The 26038-nt window shown below is 43.5% G+C and carries 25 protein-coding genes; 12 read left to right on the top strand and 13 right to left on the bottom strand.

Features of this window, described 5'->3' with window-relative positions; all coding sequences use genetic code 11:
- Nucleotide 1: 1 nt before the first annotated feature.
- The 6 genes from QYT14_RS00340 to QYT14_RS00315 all read right to left on the bottom strand — a co-directional run bounded on the left by QYT14_RS00340 (nt 2) and on the right by QYT14_RS00315 (nt 3810).
- Nucleotides 2–1003, bottom strand: a complete 1002-nt coding sequence (locus tag QYT14_RS00340) for a 2-hydroxyacid dehydrogenase (RefSeq protein ID WP_288324034.1) — start codon at nt 1001–1003, stop codon at nt 2–4.
- 64 nt (nt 1004–1067) lie between these two features.
- Nucleotides 1068–1649, bottom strand: a complete 582-nt coding sequence (locus tag QYT14_RS00335) for a Maf-like protein (RefSeq protein ID WP_288324194.1) — start codon at nt 1647–1649, stop codon at nt 1068–1070.
- Between the two features lie 7 nt (nt 1650–1656).
- A complete protein-coding gene (locus QYT14_RS00330) occupies nt 1657–2175 on the bottom strand; it encodes an HAD-IIIA family hydrolase (protein ID WP_005936823.1) in 519 nt (172 codons plus the stop codon).
- Nucleotides 2176–2177: 2 nt separating this feature from the next.
- Nucleotides 2178–2951 carry a Rossmann-like and DUF2520 domain-containing protein gene (locus QYT14_RS00325; protein WP_288324033.1) on the bottom strand — a complete coding sequence of 258 codons (774 nt, stop codon included), beginning with the start codon at nt 2949–2951 and terminating at the stop codon, nt 2178–2180.
- Nucleotides 2948–3217 (bottom strand): hypothetical protein, encoded by a 270-nt coding sequence (locus QYT14_RS00320; RefSeq protein ID WP_237038426.1) that lies wholly within the window; start codon nt 3215–3217, stop codon nt 2948–2950. The genes QYT14_RS00325 and QYT14_RS00320 overlap by 4 nt, the downstream gene beginning before the upstream one ends.
- A 56-nt stretch (nt 3218–3273) precedes the next feature.
- Nucleotides 3274–3810 carry a nitroreductase family protein gene (locus QYT14_RS00315; protein WP_237038176.1) on the bottom strand — a complete coding sequence of 179 codons (537 nt, stop codon included), beginning with the start codon at nt 3808–3810 and terminating at the stop codon, nt 3274–3276.
- 85 nt (nt 3811–3895) lie between these two features.
- Between QYT14_RS00315 and QYT14_RS00310 the strand changes: the two genes are divergently transcribed.
- The 7 genes from QYT14_RS00310 (at nt 3896) to QYT14_RS00280 (ending at nt 10204) form a co-directional block, all read left to right on the top strand.
- Nucleotides 3896–4876 carry a GNAT family N-acetyltransferase gene (locus QYT14_RS00310; protein ID WP_288324032.1) on the top strand — a complete coding sequence of 327 codons (981 nt, stop codon included), beginning with the start codon at nt 3896–3898 and terminating at the stop codon, nt 4874–4876.
- Nucleotides 4877–5042: 166 nt separating this feature from the next.
- The gene (gene mce, locus QYT14_RS00305; RefSeq protein WP_005936813.1) at nt 5043–5456 is read left to right on the top strand and encodes a methylmalonyl-CoA epimerase; all 414 of its coding nucleotides are present in this window, start codon (nt 5043–5045) and stop codon (nt 5454–5456) included.
- Nucleotides 5457–5527: 71 nt separating this feature from the next.
- Nucleotides 5528–7081 (top strand): acyl-CoA carboxylase subunit beta, encoded by a 1554-nt coding sequence (locus QYT14_RS00300; protein ID WP_005936811.1) that lies wholly within the window; start codon nt 5528–5530, stop codon nt 7079–7081.
- A 31-nt stretch (nt 7082–7112) separates the two neighbouring features.
- Complete coding sequence (locus tag QYT14_RS00295; RefSeq protein ID WP_288324031.1) at nt 7113–8042, top strand: OadG family transporter subunit; 930 nt, start codon at nt 7113–7115, stop codon at nt 8040–8042.
- A 24-nt stretch (nt 8043–8066) separates the two neighbouring features.
- The gene (locus QYT14_RS00290) at nt 8067–8498 is read left to right on the top strand and encodes a biotin/lipoyl-containing protein (protein WP_237038179.1); all 432 of its coding nucleotides are present in this window, start codon (nt 8067–8069) and stop codon (nt 8496–8498) included.
- Nucleotide 8499: 1 nt separating this feature from the next.
- Complete coding sequence (locus tag QYT14_RS00285; protein ID WP_288324030.1) at nt 8500–9660, top strand: sodium ion-translocating decarboxylase subunit beta; 1161 nt, start codon at nt 8500–8502, stop codon at nt 9658–9660.
- A 295-nt stretch (nt 9661–9955) separates the two neighbouring features.
- Nucleotides 9956–10204, top strand: a complete 249-nt coding sequence (locus tag QYT14_RS00280; protein ID WP_237038181.1) for a cyclomaltodextrinase C-terminal domain-containing protein — start codon at nt 9956–9958, stop codon at nt 10202–10204.
- Between the two features lie 114 nt (nt 10205–10318).
- Here the strand turns inward: QYT14_RS00280 and QYT14_RS00275 are convergent, their stop codons facing one another.
- Nucleotides 10319–11077, bottom strand: a complete 759-nt coding sequence (locus QYT14_RS00275) for an SDR family oxidoreductase (RefSeq protein WP_237038182.1) — start codon at nt 11075–11077, stop codon at nt 10319–10321.
- 3 nt (nt 11078–11080) lie between these two features.
- Complete coding sequence (locus QYT14_RS00270; protein WP_288324029.1) at nt 11081–11902, bottom strand: alpha/beta hydrolase family protein; 822 nt, start codon at nt 11900–11902, stop codon at nt 11081–11083.
- A gap of 97 nt (nt 11903–11999) precedes the next feature.
- Here QYT14_RS00270 and QYT14_RS00265 point away from each other — a divergent pair, with 97 nt between their 5' ends.
- Nucleotides 12000–12434: a transcriptional repressor gene (locus QYT14_RS00265; protein ID WP_288324028.1), complete on the top strand. Its 435-nt coding sequence runs from the start codon at nt 12000–12002 to the stop codon at nt 12432–12434.
- A gap of 163 nt (nt 12435–12597) precedes the next feature.
- On the opposite strand, the gene mazG is transcribed toward QYT14_RS00265, so the two are convergent.
- Nucleotides 12598–13383, bottom strand: coding sequence for a nucleoside triphosphate pyrophosphohydrolase (mazG, locus tag QYT14_RS00260; protein ID WP_237038185.1), 786 nt, complete (start codon nt 13381–13383; stop codon nt 12598–12600).
- A gap of 113 nt (nt 13384–13496) precedes the next feature.
- Here mazG and QYT14_RS00255 point away from each other — a divergent pair, with 113 nt between their 5' ends.
- Together QYT14_RS00255 and QYT14_RS00250 are read left to right on the top strand one after the other, a co-directional pair.
- On the top strand, nt 13497–16190 hold the full coding sequence (locus tag QYT14_RS00255) for a valine--tRNA ligase (RefSeq protein ID WP_237038186.1): 2694 nt from the start codon (nt 13497–13499) through the stop codon (nt 16188–16190).
- 151 nt (nt 16191–16341) lie between these two features.
- A complete protein-coding gene (locus QYT14_RS00250) occupies nt 16342–19263 on the top strand; it encodes an insulinase family protein (RefSeq protein WP_288324027.1) in 2922 nt (973 codons plus the stop codon).
- A gap of 124 nt (nt 19264–19387) precedes the next feature.
- Here the strand turns inward: QYT14_RS00250 and QYT14_RS00245 are convergent, their stop codons facing one another.
- Entirely contained in the window at nt 19388–19792 is a 405-nt protein-coding gene (locus QYT14_RS00245; RefSeq protein ID WP_288324026.1) for a DUF6249 domain-containing protein, read from the bottom strand.
- Nucleotides 19793–19936: 144 nt separating this feature from the next.
- On the opposite strand from QYT14_RS00245, the gene QYT14_RS00240 reads away from it, so the two are divergent.
- Together QYT14_RS00240 and QYT14_RS00235 are read left to right on the top strand one after the other, a co-directional pair.
- Nucleotides 19937–20485 (top strand): sigma-70 family RNA polymerase sigma factor, encoded by a 549-nt coding sequence (locus QYT14_RS00240; RefSeq protein WP_288324025.1) that lies wholly within the window; start codon nt 19937–19939, stop codon nt 20483–20485.
- Nucleotides 20482–20856, top strand: a complete 375-nt coding sequence (locus QYT14_RS00235; RefSeq protein ID WP_288324024.1) for a hypothetical protein — start codon at nt 20482–20484, stop codon at nt 20854–20856. Before QYT14_RS00240 ends, QYT14_RS00235 begins: the two co-directional genes overlap by 4 nt.
- A gap of 162 nt (nt 20857–21018) precedes the next feature.
- Here QYT14_RS00235 and QYT14_RS00230 read toward each other — a convergent pair whose 3' ends face one another.
- The 3 genes from QYT14_RS00230 to secA form a co-directional block, all read right to left on the bottom strand.
- On the bottom strand, nt 21019–21468 hold the full coding sequence (locus tag QYT14_RS00230) for a hypothetical protein (protein ID WP_288324023.1): 450 nt from the start codon (nt 21466–21468) through the stop codon (nt 21019–21021).
- 71 nt (nt 21469–21539) lie between these two features.
- Nucleotides 21540–22538, bottom strand: a complete 999-nt coding sequence (locus QYT14_RS00225) for a DUF6340 family protein (RefSeq protein WP_288324022.1) — start codon at nt 22536–22538, stop codon at nt 21540–21542.
- Nucleotides 22539–22662: 124 nt separating this feature from the next.
- Nucleotides 22663–25959 (bottom strand): preprotein translocase subunit SecA, encoded by a 3297-nt coding sequence (secA, locus tag QYT14_RS00220; protein WP_237038193.1) that lies wholly within the window; start codon nt 25957–25959, stop codon nt 22663–22665.
- Nucleotides 25960–26038: the final 79 nt, after the last annotated feature.

Below are 26038 nucleotides of genomic sequence, written 5' to 3'. Positions count from 1 at the left end.
ATCAGGAAGCAGGCACTTCATTTACCAAGGGTCTGCCTTCCGCAAAGTCTTTGATATTCTGCAAGGTGGTATGTGCAATATTTGCCATCGCTTCTTTAGTAAAGAAAGCCTGATGCGAAGTAACAATCACATTATTGAAAGACAACAAACGGGCTAACGTATCATCATCAATGATTTTATCCGATTTGTCTTCATAAAAGTACTGCCCTTCTTCCTCATATACATCCAATCCGGCATATCCCACTTTCTTTGTTTTCAGTCCTTCAATCAGTGCATTGGTGTGAATCAACTGGCCGCGTCCTGTATTGATAATCATTACCCCATCCTTCATCTTACTGATAGAATAATCATTAATCAAATACTTAGTCTGTTCTGTCAACGGACAATGCAAAGAAATAATATCGGAACTATGATAAAGCTCCTCCAACGAACAATATACCACTTGGTGCTCACGGGCAAAATTATAATCAGGGTAAAGGTCATAAGCCAATATATTCATCCCGAACCCGCGAAGAATCTGAATCAGTATCTTTGCAATCTTACCGGTGCCGATAATACCGGCAGTCTTGCCATGCATATCAAACCCCATCAGCCCATGCAACGAAAAGTTGCCATCACGTGTGCGCATCGTTGCACGAGGAATCTTGCGATTGAGCGAAAGCATCAACGCCACCGTAAATTCGGCAACGGCATAAGGCGAATAAGCCGGAACACGTACCACTTTCATACGGCCGACCGTAGCAGCCAAATCTACATTATTATATCCGGCACATCTCAAAGCCAGCAGTTTAACGCCATTATCCGCCATCGCCCGGATAACCTCGGCATCAGCCGTGTCGTTTACGAAGATGCAGACTACATCCACTCCTTTGGTCAACACCACATTGTTCATATTCAAATGGCCTTTATAAAATCTTATATCAAAGCCAAATTTCTCATTTGCTTCCGTAAACGAGCATTCGTCGTAAGGTTTCGTGTCGTAAAAAGCAATTTTGTAAGCCATAATTTTTCTATTTACTATTTAGTATGATAACAAAAATGGCACGTGTTGGGTTCAATTTACAAGTCTATAGTTTCTTTAGTTCCTTATACAACCGCTGTATAGGCAAGCCCATTACGTTAAAATAACTACCTGTAATGCCTTCCACTCCCACAAAACCAATCCATTCCTGAATACCATAAGAACCGGCTTTATCCATCGGCTTATACTTCTGTACGTAATAATCTATTTCCTCTTCTGTCAATTCGGCAAAAGTCACATCGGTAACAGTGGCAAAGCTTTTTTGAAATTCGGTTGTGGTAAGACACACTCCGGTTATCACTTGATGAGTTTTGCCTGAAAGACAACGAAGCATACGCTTGGCATCCTCTTCATCTGCAGGCTTTCCCATAACCAGGCCATCCAGCCACACAATCGTATCTGCTGTAATAATCAGCTCGTCCGAATGCATCGTTTGCCGGTAAGCATCTGCCTTTTCACGAGCTATGAAAACGGGAATCTCCTCTTCTGAAAGAGTATCGGGATATGATTCCTCTATGCCGGGTAACGTTTTTACTTCATAACAAATTCCCAAACCGGATAGAAGCTCCTTACGTCTGGGTGAGTTAGAAGCCAGTATTACTTTATATTTCTCCAGATTTTTCAACATAGCATACTTACCATCCAAAGGCTTTTTCGTGAGACATCCATTTTCCTTGCGCTCTCAGCACTTGCTCCACCACATCACGCCCACAACCAAAGCCACCGTTACGATGAGAAATATAAGCAGCTATTTCTTTAATTTCGGGAGCCGCATCTGCCGGACAACAAGGCAAGCCACACAAACGCATCACTTCATAATCGGGGATATCATCGCCCATATAAAGTATTTCTTCATCCTTCAAATTGTATTTTTCTTTCAGATGTGCATATTCTTTTGTCTTCACGGCCGCACCCAGATATACATCTTTCACACCGAGACCTTCATAACGTTTACGCACCGCTTCAGTATTTCCACCTGTAATAATGGCTACATGCAAACCACATTTGACAGCCAGTTGCAGGGCATAGCCATCTTTAATATTCACAGAACGCATCGGCTCACCGTTCGGATGAAGATAGATGGTCTCACCACTCAACACACCATCCACATCAAACACCAATGCCTTTATCTTAGTTAAATCATAATTTATCATATCTATTTCTGTTCATAAATGCTTTTACTTATTTTTTCATATAATTCCTGCATATCCGGAACATCAGCCAATAAATCCAAATGACGGTTAATCACATTCTCATCATAACGAATGGCCGGCCCTGTCTGAGCTTTTGCCGGAGGCAATTCGTGCACCTTCTTAGCCGTTTCATCTATCAGACTCAACATCACTTCAAAAGGAATATGATGTTTTTCCAGAATCCGGGCACTCAGTGCATACATGTGATTCGCAAAATTGCAAGCAAAGACAGCCGCTATATGCAGATACTTCCGCTGTTCAGAGGTTGCTTCGTATACCATTGGACTCAGTTTTCCTGCCAGCTCCTTCAGCATATTCAATTCCGCCTCTCCACCGGCCTCTACAAAGAAAGGAACTGTGGCAAAATCTACAGCACGCTGTTTACTAAAAGTTTGCATAGGATAAAAAACTCCATAATGGGACAAATATCCTTTCCAAATATCCATAGGCATACTGCCCGCCGTATGTACAAAGAAAGCCTGTTCCCTGCCTTTCACCAACAAAGGCAATAACTCTTGCAAAGCGGAATCCTTCAACGCCACAATATACATATCGGCATCACATCGAATGTCATCAATAGAAACAGTGTATTCGGTCGAAAGTTTACCAGCCAGTTCCATTGCCGACTCTTTTGTCCGACTGTATATTTGCACCACATCATATCCTGCCCCACACAACGCACTTCCCAAATGAGTAGCCACGTTTCCGGCACCTATCAATACTATCTTTTTCATCATCGGGTAGAAACCAAATATAAAATCACTCCTATAATCAACAGAGCTGCCGGCAATAGATAAGCAGACATTTGCCCCAGCAAGGCTATCACAAGGCCAATATTCAATATTAACCATATTCCAGCCAAAACAATACCGACCGACTTATCAGCTTTAAACCATAAAAAGATAACCGCCGCATACAGCAATAAATTATCCTTCTGCATCACCCAAGGCAGTCCGTGCGCAGCAAAGCCTATTAATTTATCAATCAGATAGAGTATTCCCATTACTATCAGGAATATCGCAGAAGCCTTATAAGTATCCTTGTGATTTACAGCCACTTCTATTTACCTCCGTATTTGTTGATATGAACTTTTTCCCACTGCAAATGCTCTTCATTAAAAGGTTTTCGCTCCATGCCTTTATGTCCGACAGCAATGATAGAGACCACCTGCAACTGCAAAGGAATATCCAGCACCTCATGCACATATTCTCCGGAAGGCATACCGGTAGCAGTGAAACGCTCACGGACCTGTATCCAGCAACTTCCCAATCCCAAATCTTCCGCTTGTAACTGAATCATAATAGAAGCTATCGCAGCATCTTCAATCCAGACATCACTAGCCAAAGGGTCAGCCACCACTACAATAGCCAATGCAGCATCTGTCAAGAAAGCAGCTCCCATCTCCTTGCTGTGAGAGAGTTTCTCCAATGTTTCTTTATCGTCCACTGCAATGAACTGCCAACAATTACTGCGCTTGGACGATGGAGACATCAATGCTGCTTTTAATAAAGTTACAACTTCCTCCTGATTCACTTCCTCTCCTGTGAACTTCCGCATACTACGTCTGTTCTTTATCAAGTCACTAAATTGTTCCATAATCTTTTCAGTTATTTATTTTTCTGCACAAATATACAATTAGAATATGGATTGCTAAACAAAAAATAATAAATTTGCGAAGAAGATGCCGATAAGACTAACCACATATCGCAAAGGAAATTCCATTCCGGCATTGCCGGGATATACAATTTTCAATTCTACGGAGCTATTTCGTGTGTACGAATTAACCCGTGGGTATGAACCTATACTCATAGTGGCCTATTTGGAAGAACGCCCGGTAGCCAAACTGCTTGCCGTCATCCGAAAGAGTGTACGTCTCTTTCCACCTTCCATTATCAAGCGTTGTGAAATATATGGCAATGGAGAATATTTTGATGAAACTCAGAATCGGGAAGAGCTTTTCAGCTATATATTAGAGCACCTTACCCATGAAGTCCTGCAAAAATCATTTTTGATAGAGTTTCGCAATTTAGACAACCCACTATTTGGCTATAAGGCATTCAGGGAAAACAAATATTTCCCCATCAACTGGCTAAGAGTATACAATTCACTACATAGCCGGGCTCCATTGGAGCGACTGAGTGTCTCCCGTAAAAGACAAATCAACAAGGCTTTAAAAAACGGAGCCTATATGGAAGTGGCAGACAATGACAAGGATATCACCGCCTTTTCCAAAATGCTGAAGAAAGCCTACTCTTCTCAAGTAAGAAAGCACTTTCCCGATCTTAACTTTTTCCGTCTTTTGGCATGGCAACGTCCTGACAAGGAAATGGCAAAAATCTTTTTAGTGAAATACAAAGATAAAATTATCGGAGGATCGGTTTGTGTGTTTTCCAACGGCAATGCATATCTTTGGTTTTCAGGAGGTATGCGCAAGACATACGCCTTTTTATATCCCGGTGTATTAGCTGTCTGGGCCGCCCTCACCTATGCTCAAGAAGAGGGGTGTGAACATTTTGAGTTTATGGATGCCGGACTTCCATTCAAGAAGCACGGTTATCGTGAATTCATTCTCCGTTTCGGCGGTAAACAAAGTAGCACCCGCCGCTGGTTCCGGTTCCGTTGGAATTGGTTGAACAACCTTTTATGCCGCATGTATATTTAACTGCAAAACGATTAAGACTTACTTTTTGCTTAACCTGCTATGAAGCATCCCTTCCAAAAGAAATAAAATTGAAGAAATATTTCTTTATTTAGCCCGAATTTACTTTCTTTGTGCAGTTTTATCCGATAAGCATTAGAATTATACCAAACATTTAAATTATAAGATCATGAAAATCTCACACATCGAACATTTGGGTATCGCTGTAAAGAGCATCGAAGAGGCCCTACCGTATTATGAAAACGTATTAGGTCTGAAATGCTACAACATCGAAACTGTAGAAGACCAAAAGGTAAGAACTGCTTTCCTGAAAGTAGGTGACGTAAAAATAGAGTTGCTGGAACCAACCAGCCCCGAAAGTACTATTGCAAAGTTCATTGAAAAAAACAACGGTAACGGTGGTATGCATCATTTGGCTTTTGCTGTAGAAGATGGCGTTGCCAATGCGTTGGCTGAAGCAGAAACTACAGGTATACGTTTGATTGACAAGGCTCCGCGCAAAGGTGCAGAAGGCTTGAACATTGCCTTTTTACATCCAAAGTCAACGCTTGGTGTGTTAACAGAACTTTGTGAGAAACCCTAATCGGTGTGATAACCCGCAGATTAGGAATAACAATACTCTCCTCAAATAATAACTTAATTAGCAGAACAAAGATGAGTAATCAACTTGAAAAAATTAAAGAGCTTATTGAACGCCGCGCAACAGCACGTCTCGGCGGTGGTGAAAAAGCGATTGCCAAACAGCACGAAAAAGGAAAATATACAGCCCGCGAACGTATTGCAATGTTGTTGGACGAAGGAAGCTTCGAGGAAATGGATATGTTCGTTGAACATAGATGTACCAACTTCGGTATGGAAAAGAAGCATTATCCGGGCGATGGTGTAGTGACCGGTTGCGGTACCATCGAAGGACGCTTAGTTTACATATTTGCTCAGGATTTTACTGTTTCTGCCGGTTCTTTGTCAGAAACAATGTCTATGAAAATATGTAAGATTATGGACCAAGCCATGAAAATGGGCGCTCCGGTCATCGGTATCAATGACTCGGGTGGTGCACGTATTCAGGAGGGTATCAATGCACTTGCCGGTTATGCTGAAATATTCCAGCGTAATATTATGGCATCAGGTGTTATTCCCCAAATCTCGGGTATCTTCGGTCCGTGTGCCGGTGGTGCCGTTTATTCTCCCGCTCTAACAGACTTTACACTGATGATGGAAGGCACTTCTTATATGTTCCTGACCGGACCGAAAGTTGTCAAGACAGTGACAGGTGAAGATGTAAGTCAGGAAAACTTAGGTGGTGCAAGTGTGCACTCCACTAAATCCGGAGTTACTCATTTTACTGCCCAGACAGAGGAAGAAGGATTGGCTCTGATTCGCAAATTATTGAGTTACATTCCGCAGAACAACCTTGAAGAAGCCCCTTATGCCGATTGCACAGACCCTATAGACCGGTTGGAAGATTCCTTGAACGAGATTATCCCCGACAGTCCCAACAAACCTTACGACATGTACGAAGTAATCAGTGCTATCGTTGACAATGGCGAGTTTCTTGAAGTACAGCCTCACTATGCCAAAAATATTATTATCGGCTTTGCCCGTTTCAACGGTCAGTCTGTAGGTATTGTTGCCAATCAGCCGAAATATCTGGCAGGCGTGCTTGACAGCAACGCTTCTCGCAAGGGTGCACGTTTCGTTCGTTTCTGCGATGCTTTCAATATTCCTATTGTATCATTGGTAGACGTTCCGGGCTTCCTTCCGGGTACAGGACAAGAATACAATGGAGTAATCTTGCATGGTGCCAAGTTGCTGTATGCATACGGCGAAGCTACTGTGCCCAAGGTAACTATTACGCTGCGTAAATCATACGGTGGTTCTCACATTGTAATGAGTTGTAAGCAACTTCGCGGTGATATGAACTATGCATGGCCTACAGCCGAAATTGCAGTAATGGGTGGTGCAGGCGCAGTAGAAGTATTGTTTGCCCGCGAAGCAAAAGACCAGGAAAATCCCGCTCAATTCCTGGCAGAAAAAGAAGCTGAATATACCAAACTGTTTGCTAATCCTTATAATGCAGCTAAATATGGTTACATTGATGACGTAATTGAACCGCGTAACACACGTTTCCGCATCATCCGTGCTTTACAGCAGTTGCAGACTAAGAAATTAACTAACCCGGCTAAGAAGCATGGAAATATTCCATTGTAATCAGGCTTTTTACATTAAAACGAGAACGATTATGAATAAAACTAAAATCGGAATATTCCTTTCTCTGCTGCTGATGGTGGGATTAAGTTCTTGTGGAGAACGAAAATCAAACAGTAAGCTGTTGCTGAATGAGGTGCTGATTGAAAATGAAAGCAACTTTCAGGACGACTATGGGGTACATAGCGCATGGATTGAAATATTCAACAGGTCATTTGGTAGCGCAGACCTTGCCGGTTGCTTGCTGAAAGTCAGTAACCAGCCTGGTGATACTGCCACTTATTTTATCCCTAAAGGTGATGTAATGACATTGGTTAAGCCTCGCCAACATGCTTTGTTCTGGGCTGACGGCGAACCTAACCGTGGAACTTTCCATACAAATTTCAAACTGAATGCCGCCACTGAAAACTGGATTGGTCTTTATGATTCCGGCAAGAAGTTGCTTGATCAGATTGTAGTACCTGCCGGTGTATTGAGTGCAAACCAATCATACGCACGTGTCAGTGACGCTGCCGAAGAGTGGGAAGTGAAAGGTGGAAGTGCCGACAAATATGTCACTCCAAGTACAAATAACAAAACCATCAACAGTCATGCCAAGATGGAAAAATTCGAAGAACATGACGGCATCGGCATCGGTATGGCTATGTCTGCTATGAGTGTTGTATTCTTCGGGTTGCTGTTGCTCTTCATTTCTTTCAAATTAGTTGGAAAAGCTTCTGTCAACCTCAGCAAGCGCAATGCCATGAAAGTGAAAGGAATCACAGACAAACAGGAAGCGAAAGAGAAGAAACTGGGTGAAGCTCCGGGCGAAGTTTTTGCCGCCATTGCTATGGCAATGCACGAAATGCAAAGCGACGTACACGATGTGGAAGAAACAGTTCTTACCATTACCCGCGTCAAACGCAGCTATTCACCATGGAGTTCTAAGATTTACACCTTGCGCGAAACTCCCCACAAAAAGTAAGTCACCAAATAAAAAGATTAAACGATGAAAGAATATAAATATAAAATCAATGGTAATGTATATAAGGTAGCCATTGGAGATATAGAAGACAATATCGCCCATGTTGAAGTAAATGGCACTCCTTATAAAGTTGAAATGGAAAAGGCTCCTAAAGCCGTTGTCAAACCAGTGGTTCGTCCTGTATCTACAGCGCCGGCTGCTCCTACCACAACAGTTGTCAAACCGGCTGCTCCTTCTTCCGGCAAATCCGGTGTTAAATCTCCGCTTCCGGGTGTTATTCTTGATATCAAAGTAAATGTCGGCGATACCGTGAAAAAAGGACAGACCATCATCATTCTTGAAGCGATGAAGATGGAGAACAATATCAATGCAGACAAAGACGGTAAGGTTACCAGCATCAATGTAAGTAAAGGAGAGTCCGTTCTTGAAGGTACTGACCTTGTAATTATTGAATAATATGGGAGAATTTATTGATTTTATCGGGAATAACCTAGCTGACTTTTGGACATATACAGGTTTTGCCAATGCTACGGTAGGGCATCTTGTTATGATTCTTGTAGGTTTATTCTTCATATATTTGGCTGTAGCCAAAGAATTTGAACCGATGTTGCTGATTCCTATCGGTTTCGGTATCTTAATCGGTAATATTCCTTTCAACATGGAAGCCGGGCTTAAGGTCGGCATCTATGAAGAGGGGTCTGTACTTAACATTCTGTATCAAGGAGTTACCTCCGGATGGTATCCGCCACTCATCTTCTTGGGCATCGGTGCAATGACTGACTTCTCAGCATTGATTTCCAATCCTAAGCTAATGCTGATTGGTGCAGCAGCCCAATTTGGTATCTTTGGTGCATACATGACTGCTTTGGCTATCGGTTTCGACCCGATGCAAGCAGGTGCTATCGGTATCATTGGTGGTGCTGACGGCCCTACCGCCATCTTCTTGTCATCCAAGCTGGCACCTAATCTAATGGGGGCAATTGCGGTATCAGCCTACTCTTATATGGCATTGGTACCGGTCATCCAGCCTCCTATCATGCGCCTGCTCACCACCAAGCACGAACGTTTAATCCGTATGAAACCGCCGCGTGTCGTTTCTCATACAGAAAAAGTAATGTTCCCTATCATCGGTTTGTTACTTACTTGTTTCCTCGTTCCGTCAGGTTTACCTTTGCTGGGTATGCTATTCTTTGGTAACCTGTTGAAGGAAAGTGGTGTAACACGTCGTTTGGCAGAAACAGCCCGCGGCCCGCTGATTGATACAATCACCATCTTATTAGGACTGACAGTCGGAGCTTCCACTCAGGCTTCAGAGTTCCTGACCACCGACTCTTTATGGATTTTCGGTTTGGGAGCCTTCTCATTCATCATTGCAACTGCATCGGGTGTAATCTTCGTGAAGTTGTTCAACTTGGTATTGGGCAAGGATAATAAGATTAATCCGCTTATCGGTAATGCCGGAGTATCTGCTGTGCCCGACTCTGCACGTATCTCTCAGGTAGTAGGTTTGGAATATGACCCGACCAACTATTTGTTGATGCACGCTATGGGTCCGAACGTAGCCGGTGTAATCGGTTCTGCTGTTGCAGCCGGTATTTTGCTGGGCTTCTTGATGTAATTCATTGAATTATAATAGTAAGGGAGTGTGTCAAAACTAAACCGACCTATCCCATCGTCAGCTGTAGGGGCAGGGTTTGCCTGCCCGAAGACACAAAGTAAACTGTTTTCGGGCGAGCGAACCTCGCCCCTACGAACGAAACGACAGCATTATCCACGTTTTGACACAACCCTTTTTTCCTTGATATAGATTAAGAAATGAACATCTTTTTTTGTTTTTTGGCTGAAACAAGATTAGAATTATGCTGGAAAACATATAAATTTGCCGCTGTAAAACCAAACTAAATTAAACGAAGATGGAAAAGAAAACAGTTAAGTACCACATTCCTCAACACGGAATATACATGTACGCACGTACTAATTCTGGGAAAACTGAACTCATTGTCCTAAACAGTACAAACGCCGAACAAGTGGTAGCCAACGAACACTATCGTATGATGACTAACGACTCAAAAAGCGGAAAAGAACTTGTCAGCGGCAAAAAGATTGACCTCACACGACACATGACCGTAGGTGCACGCCAATCCCTTATTATCGAATTATAATTTGTTTTTTAAGGTAAAAAGGTAAATGAGAATGGAAAAAAGGCGGCTTCTTTTTGCAGGAGCCGCCTTTCTTATTGAAATACTTCAGGTATCTTCACTTCTACCGGTTATGGATTAATGCCGGGAAACAATAGTTCCGGTAGCCTGAAAAGTAGGCATCACCAACATTTCGGCAATCTGCATATACTCGGGAACGGAAGCTGCAAAATAGACAGTTTCTGCAATATCATCACCGGTCAATGGACGGATTCCTTTATATACATTATCTGCCTTATCCTTATCACCACGGAAACGGACTACCGAGAAATTAGTTTCAACCAATCCCGGTTTAATATTAGTCACCCGCAACGGAGTATCTACCAAATCAATGCGCAAGCCATCGGACAATGCCTTCACAGCCGCCTTTGTTGCACAGTAAACGCTTCCTCCCGCATAAGCAGCATCTCCCGCTATCGAACCTATATTGATGATATGTCCCCTACCGCGTGCCACCATGCCGGGAACTACCAGTCGGGTCATAGCCAACAATGACTTGATATTCGTGTCAATCACGATATCCCATTCATCCAAATTACCCTCATGCTCTTTATCCACTCCGATTACCAATCCGGCATTATTAATCAGCACATCAATCGCTTTCCACTCTTCGGGCAGCGAAGCCAACGCCTCAGCCGCCGCCTTACGGTCACGCACATCAAAAGGAAGCAGACAAACCTTAGTCCCATACTGCTTCTCCAACTCCTCTTTCAGTGTTGACAACTTCTCTTCATTACGAGCATTCAAAATCAATCTTGCACCTTGAGATGCAAATTTACGGGCACATCCGGCACCGATGCCGCTGGAGGCTCCTGTGATAAAAACAATCTTATCCATCGCTTATTTTGATTTATTAAAAAATTTCTTGAAGAACAAAATCTGATAATCTATTGCATTACTCCAATATTGGGGATTGTGCGCTCCGGGGCGTATGGTGAAATCATGTCCGATTCCCCGTTTTAACAATGCTTCATGAACGGCCTTATTCACCTCTAGAAAGAAATCATCCGCGCCACAGTCAATCATAATTGCCAAAGCACCATTTTGCAGTTTATCCAGCTGGTTGATAACGGTGTGACTATCCCATACCTCTTTATTCGAAGCATACTCACCAAGCTGGGCCTTCATGTTCCAACTATCGGGAAACGGACGAATATCCAATCCGCCGCTCATGCTGCCCCCTCCGCCAAAAATATCTTGATGCCGGATAGAGAGCCACATTCCTCCATGACCACCCATACTCAATCCTGTGATGACGCGTCCGCTTCTATCTGTTTTTGTGGCAAAGTTCTTATCTATATATTCCACCAATTCTTTGGCAACAAAACTCTCATACCGATAGTCCTTATTACGCGGACTATCCCAATACCAACTGTTTTTACCATCGGGGCATACAAAAATGATACCTTCACGGTCGGCTATTTGAGGTAAATCAGGTTTTATCGTCATCCATGTGAAAGCATTTCCACCGTGCCCGTGCAACAAGTAAATTACCGGACACTTTTCTCCGCCCACTGCCTTATCGGGACGTACCGTCAATACAGTTATATTCCTATTCATTGCATTGCTGTGCACAGACAGCGTATCCACTTTGGCTGCCTGCACCACACTTCCTGACAGGCACAAAAGACTAACTAATAGAGTACAAAATAGTTTTTTCATATCGCTTAATTAAATAATGAGGTAAAGATAATACATAATTTGCAAATTAGTTGCATCTTATTTTTGCTATCTTTGTTTCATTAATAAAATTACTATCATGAACGAAGACCTATATTTAAAGAAACTGGAGCAACGAGAAATAAAGCCAACAGCCATACGCCTTCTTATTCTGAAAACCATGATGCAGCACAAAGAGGCTTTTTCTTTATTAGATTTGGAAAACGACTTGGATACCGTAGACAAGTCTACCATCTATCGTACCATCACCCTGTTTCTGACTCATCACCTCATCCATGCCATAGATGACGGTTCGGGCTCTCTGAAATATGCTGTTTGCAGCAATGACTGTAATTGTGAAGTAGACGACCTCCATACCCACTTTTATTGCGAGAAGTGCCATCGCACCTTTTGCCTGAAAAGCATTCATATTCCTATGGTCACACTTCCTCAGGGATTCACGGTCAACTCGGTCAATTATGTATTGAAAGGATTGTGTGCAGATTGCGCCAACCGACATCCTTTGAAACAATGAATACTCATCAAAATTCACGCGTATATACGCGTGGCATTATACGTACGTCCGTGTGAGGCTACACATACGTACGTATCGCCCCACACGTATATACGTATCGCCTCACACGTACGTACGTGTAAATCCATACCTCCAACGATGATTTTCGAAGAGAAAAGACAAGTTATAATCCCTTACTTTTCGCCTCATTCCAAACGGCATCCATTTCCTCCAATGACATATCCCTCAGGTCTTTGCCTTGTTTGATGGTATGCTCTTCCAGATAATTAAAGCGACGGATAAATTTCTGGTTCGTATGTTCCAACGCATTATCGGGGTTAATCTTATACAGACGGGCAGCATTAATCAGGCTGAACATCACATCACCAAACTCCGCCTCCGCCTTTTCTTTATCCATATTCTCCACTTCCGCTTCAAATTCGCCTATCTCCTCTTTCACCTTACTCCAGACTTGCGAACGCTCTTCCCAGTCGAATCCCACATTACGGGCTTTATCCTGAATGCGGTAAGCCTTAATCAATGAAGGCAGCGCGGAAGGAACACCACTCAACACCATCTTATTTCCATCCTTCTCCTTCATTTTCAACTGCTCCCAATTCTCCGTCACCTTTTCGGCTGTATCCGCCTTCACCTCGCCAAAGACGTGCGGATGACGGAAAATAAGTTTTTCACAAAGACGGTCGCACACATCTTTTATATCGAAATCACCGGTCTCGCTGCCTATCTTGGCATAGAAAGCCACATGCAGCAACACATCGCCCAGTTCTTTGCAAATATCCTTTTTATCATCCTTCATCAAGGCATCACAAAGCTCGTAAGTTTCTTCGATTGTATTGGGACGAAGACTCTCATTCGTCTGCTTCCGGTCCCACGGACATTTTTCTCTCAATTCATCCAAAATATCCAGAAAGCGTCCGAACGCCTCCATCTGTTCTTTTCTTGTATGCATAATCTATTTGTCTAAAAATCATTTTGTGGTGCAAAAGTACATAATATTCCAACGACTTTTATTAATTTTGCAACCAATTATGCGATAATCAATTAAATAAACAGAATATAAAAATGGAATTAGCAAGTAAGTACAATCCCGCTGACGTGGAGGGAAAATGGTACCAGTATTGGCTGGACAACAAACTCTTTAGTTCAAAACCCGACGGACGTGAACCTTACACAGTCGTCATTCCGCCCCCTAACGTAACTGGAGTGCTCCACATGGGACACATGCTAAACAATACCATTCAGGATATATTAGTACGCCGTGCACGCATGGAAGGCAAGAATGCTTGCTGGGTGCCGGGCACTGACCATGCCTCTATCGCCACCGAAGCCAAAGTGGTGAACAAACTGGCCCAACAAGGTATCAAGAAAACGGATTTGACCCGTGACGAGTTTCTGAAACACGCTTGGGACTGGACCGACGAGCACGGAGGCATCATCCTGAAACAGCTCCGCAAGCTGGGTGCATCTTGCGACTGGGACCGCACTGCATTCACCATGGATGAAGAACGCAGCGAAAGTGTTATCAAAGTGTTTGTCGACCTTTACAAGAAAGGACTGATTTACCGTGGCGTGCGTATGGTAAACTGGGACCCGAAGGCACTGACCGCCCTCAGTGACGAAGAAGTGATATATAAGGAAGAGCACAGCAAACTGTATTACCTGAGATATTATGTAGCCGATGACGACATGTCGGGCGAAACCGGAGCCGAAGGTGAAATTGTGCACCGTGACGAACAAGGCAGACGGTATGCCGTAGTAGCTACCACACGTCCTGAAACCATTATGGGCGATACCGCCATGTGTATCAACCCCAAAGACGTGAAGAACCGTTGGTTAAGCGGAAAGAAAGTGATTGTTCCGTTGGTAGGACGTGTCATTCCCGTCATCGAAGACGATTATGTAGACATTGAGTTTGGTACAGGATGCTTGAAAGTTACCCCGGCACACGATGTAAACGACTATATGCTGGGAGAAAAGTACAACCTGCCCAGTATCGATATCTTCAATGATAACGGAACGCTGAGCGAAGCAGCCGGACTGTATGTAGGCATGGACCGTTTTGATGTCCGCGCTCAAATCGAAAAGGACTTGCAGGAAGCCGGATTGATGGAAAAGGTAGAAGCTTATACCAATAAGGTAGGTTTCTCTGAACGCACCAACGTGGCCATCGAGCCGAAGTTGTCTATGCAATGGTTCCTCAAGATGCAGCATTTTGCTGATATGGCTTTGCCGCCGGTAATGAACGACGAACTGAAGTTCTATCCTGCCAAATATAAAAACACATACAAGAACTGGTTGGAAAACATCAAGGACTGGTGTATCAGCCGCCAGTTGTGGTGGGGACACCGTATTCCGGCATACTTCCTGCCTCAAGGCGGTTATGTAGTGGCCGAGACTCTCGAAGAAGCTGTGAAACTGGCTCAGGAAAAAACCGGCGACACCACCCTGAAAGCGGAAGACCTACGTCAGGATGAAGACTGTCTGGACACTTGGTTCTCTTCATGGTTATGGCCTATCTCGCTGTTTAACGGCATCAATAATCCGAACAACGAAGAAATCAACTACTACTACCCCACCAGCGATTTGGTGACCGGCCCGGATATCATCTTCTTCTGGGTAGCCCGAATGATTATGGCAGGCTACGAATACAAAGGTGATATGCCGTTCAAGAACGTTTACTTCACAGGTATCGTTCGTGACAAGCTGGGACGCAAGATGTCCAAATCATTGGGTAACTCACCCGACCCATTGGACTTGATTGAAAGATATGGCGCCGACGGTGTGCGTATGGGTATGATGTTGTCTGCTCCTGCCGGAAATGATATCTTATTTGATGATACGCTTTGCGAACAGGGACGTAACTTCAACAACAAGATTTGGAATGCTTTCCGTTTGGTGAAAGGATGGGAAGTAGCCGACATCGAACAGCCCGAGTATGCACAACTGGCAACCGAATGGTTTGACAGCCTGCTCGTCAAAGTCTCTGCCGAAATAGACGATTTGTTCAGCAAATACCGTCTGAGCGAAGCACTGATGGCGGTATACAAACTGTTCTGGGACGAATTCTCAAGCTGGTATCTCGAAATGATTAAACCGGCTTACGGACAGCCGATTGACAAAAAGACTTATGAAACGACACTGCACTTCTTTGATGTATTGTTAAGACAACTTCATCCGTTCATGCCGTTCATCACCGAAGAGTTGTGGCAACATATTTACGACCGCAAGGAAGGTGAAAGCATTATGACTGCGCAAATGGAATCTTACGCAGACAGAAATCAGGAACAGAGCATTCAGTTGTGCAACACATTCGACCAGTTAAAGGAAGTAATCTCGGGCATCCGTAACATCCGCCTGCAAAAGAACATTGCACAAAAAGAAGCATTGGAAATGCAGGTTATGGGTGAAAATACGTTCCTCATGTCGTATGCCGAAGTCGTGAAGAAAATGGGTAACCTCACCACCGTCGGCATTGTCAATGAAAAGCCCGAAGGCGCTGCCTCATTCATGGTGGGAACCACAGAATACTTCATTCCGCTGGGAGGCATGATTAATGTAGAAGAAGAATTGGCCAAACTGGAAGCCGACCTTAACTATCAGGAAGGTTTCCTGCAAAGCGTACTGAAGAAGCTGAGCAACGAGAAATTCGTCAGCAAGGCTCCGGCAAATGTCATCGACATGGAACGCAAAAAACAAGCCGATGCCGAAAGCAAGATTGCTTCACTGAAAGAAAGCATAGCCGCTTTGAAAAAATAAACGGCAGATAAACTATTTATCCCCAAAGGAGGTGCACTTTTCTAAGAGTTGCACCTCTTTTTTTATTTATCTGTTAATAAAGCATTTCAAAAGGAAAATGTCTCAAACTTATTTCTACCTTTGTTATTAATCTTTTTAATGAAAAACATCTATGAACAAACTGACAAAACTCGTATGCTTGTCGTTGTTTCTTTTATCTTCGGCAAGTATCAGTAGCGCCGCTCCCAAGGACTATCGCTACACGACGGTTCCCAATGACCCGCTAAAAGCACGTATCTACACATTGGACAATGGGTTGAAAGTCTACATGACCGTCAACAAAGAAACCCCGCGTATCCAAACCTACATTGCCGTGCGTGTGGGTGGAAAGAACGACCCGGCCGAAACAACCGGTTTGGCACACTACTTTGAACACCTGATGTTTAAAGGCACCACACACTTCGGTACACAAAACTATGAAGCAGAACGTCCGTTGCTCGACCAAATTGAACAACAATTTGAAGTGTATCGCAAAACAACGGATGAAGCTCAGCGGAAAGCCATCTATCACGTTATAGACAGCTTGTCATACGAAGCTTCAAAATATGCCATTCCCAATGAATATGACAAACTGATGGCAGCCATCGGAGCCAACGGAACCAATGCTTATACCAGCTTCGACGTAACCTGCTACACCGAAGACATTCCTTCCAATCAGGTAAAAAACTGGGCTAAGATACAGGCTGACCGTTTCAAGAACAGCATTATACGCGGTTTTCACACCGAGCTTGAAACTGTTTACGAAGAAAAGAACATGTCTCTCACACAAGACCCCCGCAAGGTGAACGAAACCATGTTTGCAGCACTCTTCCCCCACCATCCATATGGCACACAGACCGTGCTAGGTACACAGGATGACTTAAAGAACCCTTCTATCACCAATATCAAGAATTACTATAAAACCTGGTATGTGCCCAACAATATGGCCATCTGTCTGTCGGGCGATTTCAATCCTGATGAAATGATTGTCACTATCGACAAGTATTTCGGTGACATGAAGCCCAATCCCAATCTTCCCAAACTGGCTGTCGAGCCCGAAGCACCGATTACCACACCCATTGTACGCGAAGTCCTCGGCCCTGATGCCGAGTCTGTGACATTGGCATGGAGATTCCCCGGCTCGGCAAGCAAAGAATATGAAACGCTGCAAATTGTCAGCCAGATTATGAATAACGGCAAGGCCGGTCTGATAGATATTGACCTCAACCAACAACAAAAAGTATTGGGAGCCTATGCTTATGTGTATAATTTGTCGGACTACTGCGCTTTCATCATGCAAGGACGCACCAAAGAAGGACAAACACTGGACGAAGTGAAGGATTTGTTCCTGGGTGAAATAGCCAAGCTGAAATCAGGTGACTTTGATGAGAATATGCTGCAAGCCAACATCAACAACTTCAAGAAATACCAGATACAGCAATTGGAATACAACAGTATTCGTGCCGATATGTTTGTTGAGTCCTTTGTAAACGGAACCGACTGGGCAGACGAAGTGACTGCACTCGAACGTATGTCGAAACTGACTAAAGCAGACATTGTTGCCTTTGCCAACAAATACTTCACAGACAGCAATTACGCCGTTGTCTATAAGAAAACCGGAAAAGACCCGAACGAAAAGAAAATCTCTAAACCGGAAATCACTCCTATTGTTATGAACCGTGACACTGCCAGCGAATTCCTAAAAGAAATACAAGGCAGCAAGGTGCAACCCATCGAACCGGTATTTATCGATTACAACAAAGATATGAATCAGTTTGCATGGAACAAAGAGGTTCCTGTCCTGTACAAACAGAACACTACCAATGACTTGTTCTACATGCGCTATATCTTCGAAATGGGTAATAACAATGACAAGAAACTGGGAACAGCCGCACAATATCTGAGATTCCTCGGCACTTCGGACATGACGCTGGAGCAAATAAACAGCAAGTTCTATGGCTTGGCTTGTTCATTCAACGTATCTCCGGGTGACGACCGCACGTATATTACACTGTCAGGATTGAACGAAAATCTGCCTCAGGCTATCGAATTATTCGAGAAGATATTGGCTGACGCACAACCCGACAAGACGGCCTACGACAACATGGTGAAGAACATTCTGAAATCACGCACGGATGCCAAATTAAACCAAATGCAGAACTTTATACGCCTGCTGAATTATGCTGTTTTTGGAAAAGAATCGGCAACACGTAATTTATTGTCTACAGAAGAATTGCAGAATATGGATCCGTCGGAACTGACTGACCGCATCCATAAACTAACTTCGTTCAAACACCGCATCATGTATTACGGTCCCAGCTCGGAACAAGAGTTGACCGGCGTATTGAATAAATATCATAAAGTTCCCGCACAGTTGAAAGATATTCCGGCCGGCAAGAAATTTGTGATGCAGCCCACTCCTGCCAATAAGGTCTTGATTGCTCCATACGAAGCAAAACAGATTTACATGGTACAGTATTCTAATCGCGAAGAAAAGTTTGACCCGGAAGTTGAACCCATCCGCAGTTTGTACAATGAATACTTCGGTGGCGGCATGAACTCCATTGTCTTCCAAGAAATGCGCGAATCACGCGGTTTGGCTTATTCTGCATGGGCAGGAATCGTGACAAGCGGCAAGGCCGTTTATCCATACACCGTGCAAACCCAAATAGCGACTCAGAATGACAAGATGATGGATGCTATCAAGACTTTCAATGACATCATCAATAATATGCCGGAATCGGAAGCTGCTTTCAAACTGGCAAAAGAAGGTATCATTTCCCGTCTGCGCACCGACCGCATTATTAAGGATAACATCCTTTGGTCATACATTTATGCTCAAGATATGGGTGTGAACGTCGACAGACGCATCAAACAGTACAATGACGTACAAAAGATGACCCTGCAAGACGTTATCGATTTCCAAAAGAAATGGATGAAAGACCGCACCTATACTTATTGCATACTGGGTGACAAGAAAGAGCTGGACATGGAAGCACTGAAAACGATAGCTCCAATCGAGGAACTTACTCAGGAAGAGATTTTCGGATACTAACCCAATGTAACTCGAATGCCGATTAGAAATGAATAGTAAAGAATAACTGTCAAAAAAGGGATGCCGAAAAGATAATCGGCATCCCTTTTTCATGTGTGTGTTGTGTGTATATCGTGAGCTGTTCTTACTTCTTATTCATATTCAGTTCGACAATAAACGCCACCAACAGACCTACACCGCCCAACAGCAGGACACTGGCTCCATAAATAAGTTCAGGAATACTCCTCTGATAGTAAGTAAGTTTATCACCGGTAATGTAACCCGGTATGGTGCTGGCACAAATCACATAACCGAGTAACAGTCCCAATCCCATTCCTGTAAACAAACACCCCAACTTCAAAGCCGAAAAAGAGAAGTTGCTAATCGAAGAGAAATTAATCTTATGCTCCAGCATATCGGGAGTAAACTTCTCTCCCATCTTTTCGATAATAGTCAACCGTTCCTTTTTGCAGACAAACAGTTCGAACAGCTTGTAAATTCCCAAAGTGATAATGGCCAGAATAGCAGGCACCATAATAAAATCCATCATAATCGTTTCTTTTTAAGTTATTATTTTTGTTCCTTTGTACCCTTTAGACGCAGCATTTCCGGTCAGGTTACAACTTTACGCAAAAAAATATTTTTTATTCAAAATGTGTAACCTTATCTATATGCATGCGTCTAAAGAGGTGAAATGGAATACGACGAAGCACATATCATTCAAGATGTATTGGACGGAAAAACTTCCCGCTATGAATATTTTTTGGAAAAATACGGCCAGCAGGTATTTACCTTAATTGTCCGTATCGTTGCCAGCCAGGAGGATGCAGAAGAACTTACACAGGATACTTTCCTTAAAGCTTTTCAACACCTCTCTTCATTCAAAGCGGAAAGCAACTTTTCGACATGGATATACCGTATCGCTTACAATACCGCAATTTCGGCCGTACGAAAGAAAAAATACGATTTATTTGACATGGATGATACGCTGCTTGCCAACATTTCGGACGAACAAGTAGATGATACGCTGAACGATGAGAGCGAGGAGCAGATAGCCAGGCTGAACAAAGCCATGGAAAAGCTTGATGCAGACGAACGGGCCGTCATTACTTTATTTTATATGGAAGACAAGCCTGTCAGCGAGATTGCCCTCATACTGGGAATGACGGAAAGCAACACGAAAGTGAAGTTACACCGTATACGTAAAAAACTATATGTACTTATAACCAAAGAAGAACAATGAACGAAGAACTGAAAGATAAAGGACTGAAAAGAGCAATAAAGGAACAGCCTCAATTCCGCCTGTCCTCCAACTTTACTTTCCGCACCATGCAGAAAGTGGAAGAAGCTGCTTTGCTTCGCGAAAAAAGAATGGAACAAAGAACATTATGGGCTACTATTATCGCTTCCCTGCTCCTGCTGGCAAGCGGCATTGCCGGATTAATCTATTATTTCGGCAGTAGTCTGAAGGATTTCCTGCAACCGATACAACTTCCGGAGGCTCATAAGATAGAAATTCCTTCTTTCTACTTCATGTTTATTATAGTCATTTCTTTATGCCTGTTATTCGACAGATGGATGAGAAAGCAGTATTTCAAACGACATTCCTCCTGAAAACAATTCCAATGGCCGACTCAGGAAAAAAGGCCGTGGGCTTTTAAAAAAGTCTCATGAGGACTTCAGCAAACAATGGAGACACTTTTTCCAAACAATGGTAACAGTTTTCCCAAACAATGCCCATTGTTTGGGGTAGGAATGCCCATCACTCCGAAGCGGTTACTTCTCAAGCAAATCTTTCAAAAAGGCATCCAGTTCTTCGTCTAATCCTTTCAGCAATTCATCGTTCAATAACAATGTATCTTCATCGTCTACCAGCAGAAGTTCGGCTACCGTTTCCTTGTCTTCATCCACCAACACAAAAGAATACGGCTTCATGATACAAAGATTATCCAACTTTCGGGATTCCTGCAGGCAATTGAGCTCTCCTCTCAGAATCCGTTCGACAATAGTGTAAAAATCATCTCCATCATAATCCACCCACTCTTCGATTATGGTACGCGACAATTCCTCGTCATCATCATTAAATAATACTAGTTCACCGCTATCCTGCTTAGGCTGCAAATGAATATCGGTAACTACCGTTTTCTCTCCATCAGCAATAAATTTATCGATTGCTTCCTGAAGGGATGATACAATAGAAGCATGTGACTGTGCACTGAGTTTCATACCAAAATCAATTTTATTTAATTATTTATATTCAAAAGTACAAAAAAAATCTTTCATGCAACACTTATTCCTTAAAAATTATCTTTGAAACGATTCATTTGTATGTTTAACTGGGGCAATTGGGCCTCACGCTCCTTCAGTCTCAATAAATAGAGAGCAATAACGGTGGCTTCCGTCGTACCGGCTTTCGCCAATTTATCTGCTTTTTCCACCCATTCTATGGCAGTTGCAGGGTCGTCTTTCATTTCATAATATAATCCTATATTAAATGCTGCACGCATTTTTTGACGACCTTTGCTCTTATCGTATATCTGCTTCCACAGCTCAAATGCACGGTCCCAGTTATTCTCGCGCACATATACTCCGGCATCGCGCATCCCCACATTGCCTCCGTCAAAATAAAAGCGCGATACTTCCCTCCAATGCGGAAGAAGGTAGTCGACAGGCATGGTAGCAGCATATTCCGAAGCTTCCTTTACGATTTTTTTGTCTGATAAGGTAGGTTCAATTTCCCATGATATGGTATCCTGTTTACTGAAACTGAGCATGGGACGCTCCCGCGAAGGGATATATATTCTGATAACGGGGGCAACCATACCGTCCACTGCATCTACCTGGAAACCTCCATCAAATGTATCTATAAATAAAACTCCCCGCTTGGTCTGGATATCCAATCGGTCGAAGGAGAATATTAAATCGGCACCCAAATCGGCAGCCAATTTCTGTACTTCATCCTGAGTCAGCATCACATCTTCACGTAGCTCGGTATCCTGTCCGCGCAAAGCGGAATCACAAATGATTACTTGCTCAAAGTAATTAGCATTCGCTATTTCCTCCGCCAAAGCTTCGGCAGCGATTTTACCGTCTCCTTTCAGTTCCACACTAATCACATCATGGCTGTCTCCCGCTTTGTAGACAGGCATGTTGTTTACCACAGCCACGTTTCGCACTACATCAGGAAAACTGATATCGGCAGCCTGCAACTGTTCAAAAGAAATCGTTTGCAAACTTCCGCATGAAGCCAAAGCCAAGCTGGTGACTATCGCTATTAATGAAATCGTTTTATTCATATTTGACCAATATTACTTATAAGGACAAAAGTAAGCTATTTACAGGAACTTATTAGTTAAAAGGAATAAAAAAACGTCTAAGCAGAAAATTCTGCTCAGACGTTTCTATGAAAGGGTCTATTTATCAGGCATTTTTTCCGTGGCAGTTCTTATATTTCTTACCACTTCCGCACGGACACAGGTCATTACGGCCTACTGTCTTTTCTGCACGCACCGGTTCGCGTTTCACTTCACGAGTGTCGTGGCCGGCTGCTGCTTGCTGATCGGGGTCACCTAAATCCCGCTTTTCTTCTCTATATTGCTGACGGGGAGCTGCCGGTTCGGGAGCTGCTTCGCGCACTTGCTCCGGTTCCTGTACAGGAATCTGTCCGCGAGTCAATACGGAGATGGTATTGTTATTAATCTTATTGACCATGTTATCAAACAGGTTCACTGATTCCAGCTTAAATATCAACAATGGGTCTTTCTGCTCATAGCTTGCATTTTGCACGGAATGTTTCAACTCGTCCAGTTCGCGCAAGTTTTCCTTCCAGGCATCATCGATGGTATGCAGCAAAATGGCTTTCTCGAATGACTTCACGATTTCCTTACCTTCTGTTTCATACGCAGCTTTCAGGTTGACAGAGATATTATACAAACGCTTGCCGTCTGTAATAGGAATCATAATGTTTTCATACATGTGTCCCTGCAACTCGAACACTTGCTTGATAACAGGGTTGGCAATCTGGGCCATGCGTTCTGTCTTGCGTTTGAAGTTGTTCATTGCTGCCTCGAAAGTCAGTTCTGCCAAGTCTTCCTGCTTCTTCGCATTGAATTCTTCTTCTGTGAAAGGAGGTTCCATCGCCAAAGTCTGCAACATTTCCATCTTCACATTATCATAATCGCCCAATTCCACTGCATACACGCAACGGTCCCAAATCATATTCACGATATCCATGCCGATACGTTCACCCATCAAAGCATGGCGACGCTTCGTATAGACAGCGACACGCTGTTTGTTCATCACGTCATCATATTCAAGCAAGCGCTTACGGATACCGAAGTTGTTTTCTTCCACTTTCTTCTGGGCACGCTCGATAGAATTGGAAATCATCTTGTGTTCAATCATTTCGCCTTCCTTAAATCCGAGTCTGTCCATGACACTGGCAATACGGTCTGACGAGAACAAACGCATCAGGTCGTCTTCCAATGAAACGAAGAATACAGAAGAACCCGGGTCACCCTGACGACCTGCACGACCACGCAACTGGCGGTCTACACGACGGCTTTCGTGACGTTCCGTACCGATAATTGCCAAACCGCCCGCTGCTTTCACTTCTGGACTAAGCTTGATATCGGTACCACGACCTGCCATATTGGTTGCAATGGTCACGATACTCTTCTGACCGGCCTGGGCAACGATGTCAGCTTCTTTCTGATGCAGTTTTGCATTCAGCACATTGTGCTCAATCTTGCGCATTGACAGCATCTTGCTCAACATTTCAGAGATTTCTACAGAAGTAGTACCTACCAGAACAGGGCGTCCTGCTTTTACCATTTCTTCAATCTCTTCGATAACAGCTTTATATTTTTCACGTTTAGTCTTGTAAACGCGGTCATTCATATCTTTACGTGCAATCGGACGGTTGGTCGGGATGACAACAACATCCAATTTATAGATATCCCAAAATTCGCCAGCTTCCGTTTCGGCAGTACCGGTCATACCCGAGAGCTTGTGATACATACGGAAATAGTTCTGCAAAGTAATAGTGGCAAAAGTCTGGGTTGCCGCTTCTACTTTTACTCTTTCCTTAGCCTCGATAGCCTGGTGCAAACCATCTGAGTAACGACGACCTTCCATGATACGGCCGGTCTGTTCGTCTACAATCTTCACCTGTCCGTCAATCACCACATACTCATCGTCCTTTTCGAACATAGCGTATGCTTTCAAAAGCTGGTTGATAGTGTGTACACGTTCTGACTTGATGGCATAATTCGTCATCAACTCATCCTTCTTGGCCAATTTCTCTTCTTCCGACAGTTCGGTCTCGTTTTCCAAAGCCGACAACTGAGAAGTGATATCAGGCAATACGAATAAAGTAGGATCTTCAGCATTTCCGGTAATCAAGTCGATACCTTTATCTGTCAAATCCACACTGTTCTGCTTTTCGTCAATCACGAAGAACAAAGGATCAGTAGCTTCAGGCATACGCTTGTTGTTCTGCTCCATATAGATTTCTTCGGTCTTCAGCATACCGGCCTTAATGCCCGATTCACTCAAGAACTTAATCAACGGCTTGTTCTTAGGCAACGCCTTGTGACTGCGGAACAAGGCAAGGAATCCTTCTTCCTGATCTTTCTTGTCATCGGATGCAATCAAACGTTTTGCATCGGCAAGGTATTGGGTAGCCAGTTTCTTCTGAGCTTCAAACAGACGCTCAACCAACGGACGGAGCTGTTCAAACAGTTGATCCTCGCCTTTTGGAACAGGTCCTGAAATAATCAACGGAGTACGCGCATCGTCAATCAATACGGAGTCGACCTCATCGACAATGGCATAATTATGTTTACGCTGCACCAAATCCTTCGGACTGACAGCCATATTGTCACGCAGGTAGTCAAAACCAAATTCATTATTTGTACCGAAAGTGATGTCGGCCATGTATGCCTTGCGGCGTGCGTCAGAGTTAGGCTGATGCTTGTCGATACAATCGACACTCAATCCATGGAACTGATAAAGCGGCCCCATCCATTCCGAGTCACGTTTTGACAAATAATCATTGACGGTCACCACGTGCACACCGTTACCGGTCAAAGCATTCAGGAATACCGGCAAAGTAGCTACCAACGTCTTACCTTCACCGGTTGCCATTTCTGCAATCTTACCTTTGTGCAAAACGACACCACCAAACAACTGTACATCATAGTGCACCATTCCCCATGCCATATCGTTACCGCCGGCAATCCAGTGGTTTTGCCAAATCGCTTTATCGCCTTCGATGCGGACAAAGTCTTTTCCCTGTGCAGCCAAGTTACGGTCAAAGTCAGTGGCAGTCACTTCGATTTCAGGATTTTCAGAGAATCGGCGGGCTGTATCTTTTACGATGGCAAAAGCTTGAGGAAGTACATCATCCAGTGCTTTTTCATACTTTTCAAGCACTTCTTTTTCCAACTTGTCAATCTGCGTAAAGATGCCTTCACGATCTTCTAACTCAGTAGTCTCGATAGTAGCCTTCAGCTCTTCTATCTTTTTTTGTTCTTCCGTAGCCGAGTCGTGGATATACTTTTTCAATTCCTCTGTTTTGGCACGAAGTTCATCATTGCTCAGTTTGGCAATTTCCGGATATACAGCCTTGATTTTGTCTACCCACGGTTTTATTTCTTTCATGTCGCGGGTGGCCTTGTTTCCAAACAATTTGCCGATAAATTCATTAAATCCCATTGTATTTTTGTTTTTATTATTTTCTAATTTGGTTAATTTTGAAAGTGCAAAGTTAAAATAAAATGCTGATTTATTTGCA

It is taken from the genome of uncultured Phocaeicola sp. (assembly GCF_948499155.1).
GTDB lineage: Bacteria > Bacteroidota > Bacteroidia > Bacteroidales > Bacteroidaceae > Phocaeicola > Phocaeicola faecalis.
The sequence above is the reverse complement of the archived record's forward strand: the minus strand, read 5'-3'. Positions and strand labels throughout refer to the sequence as shown.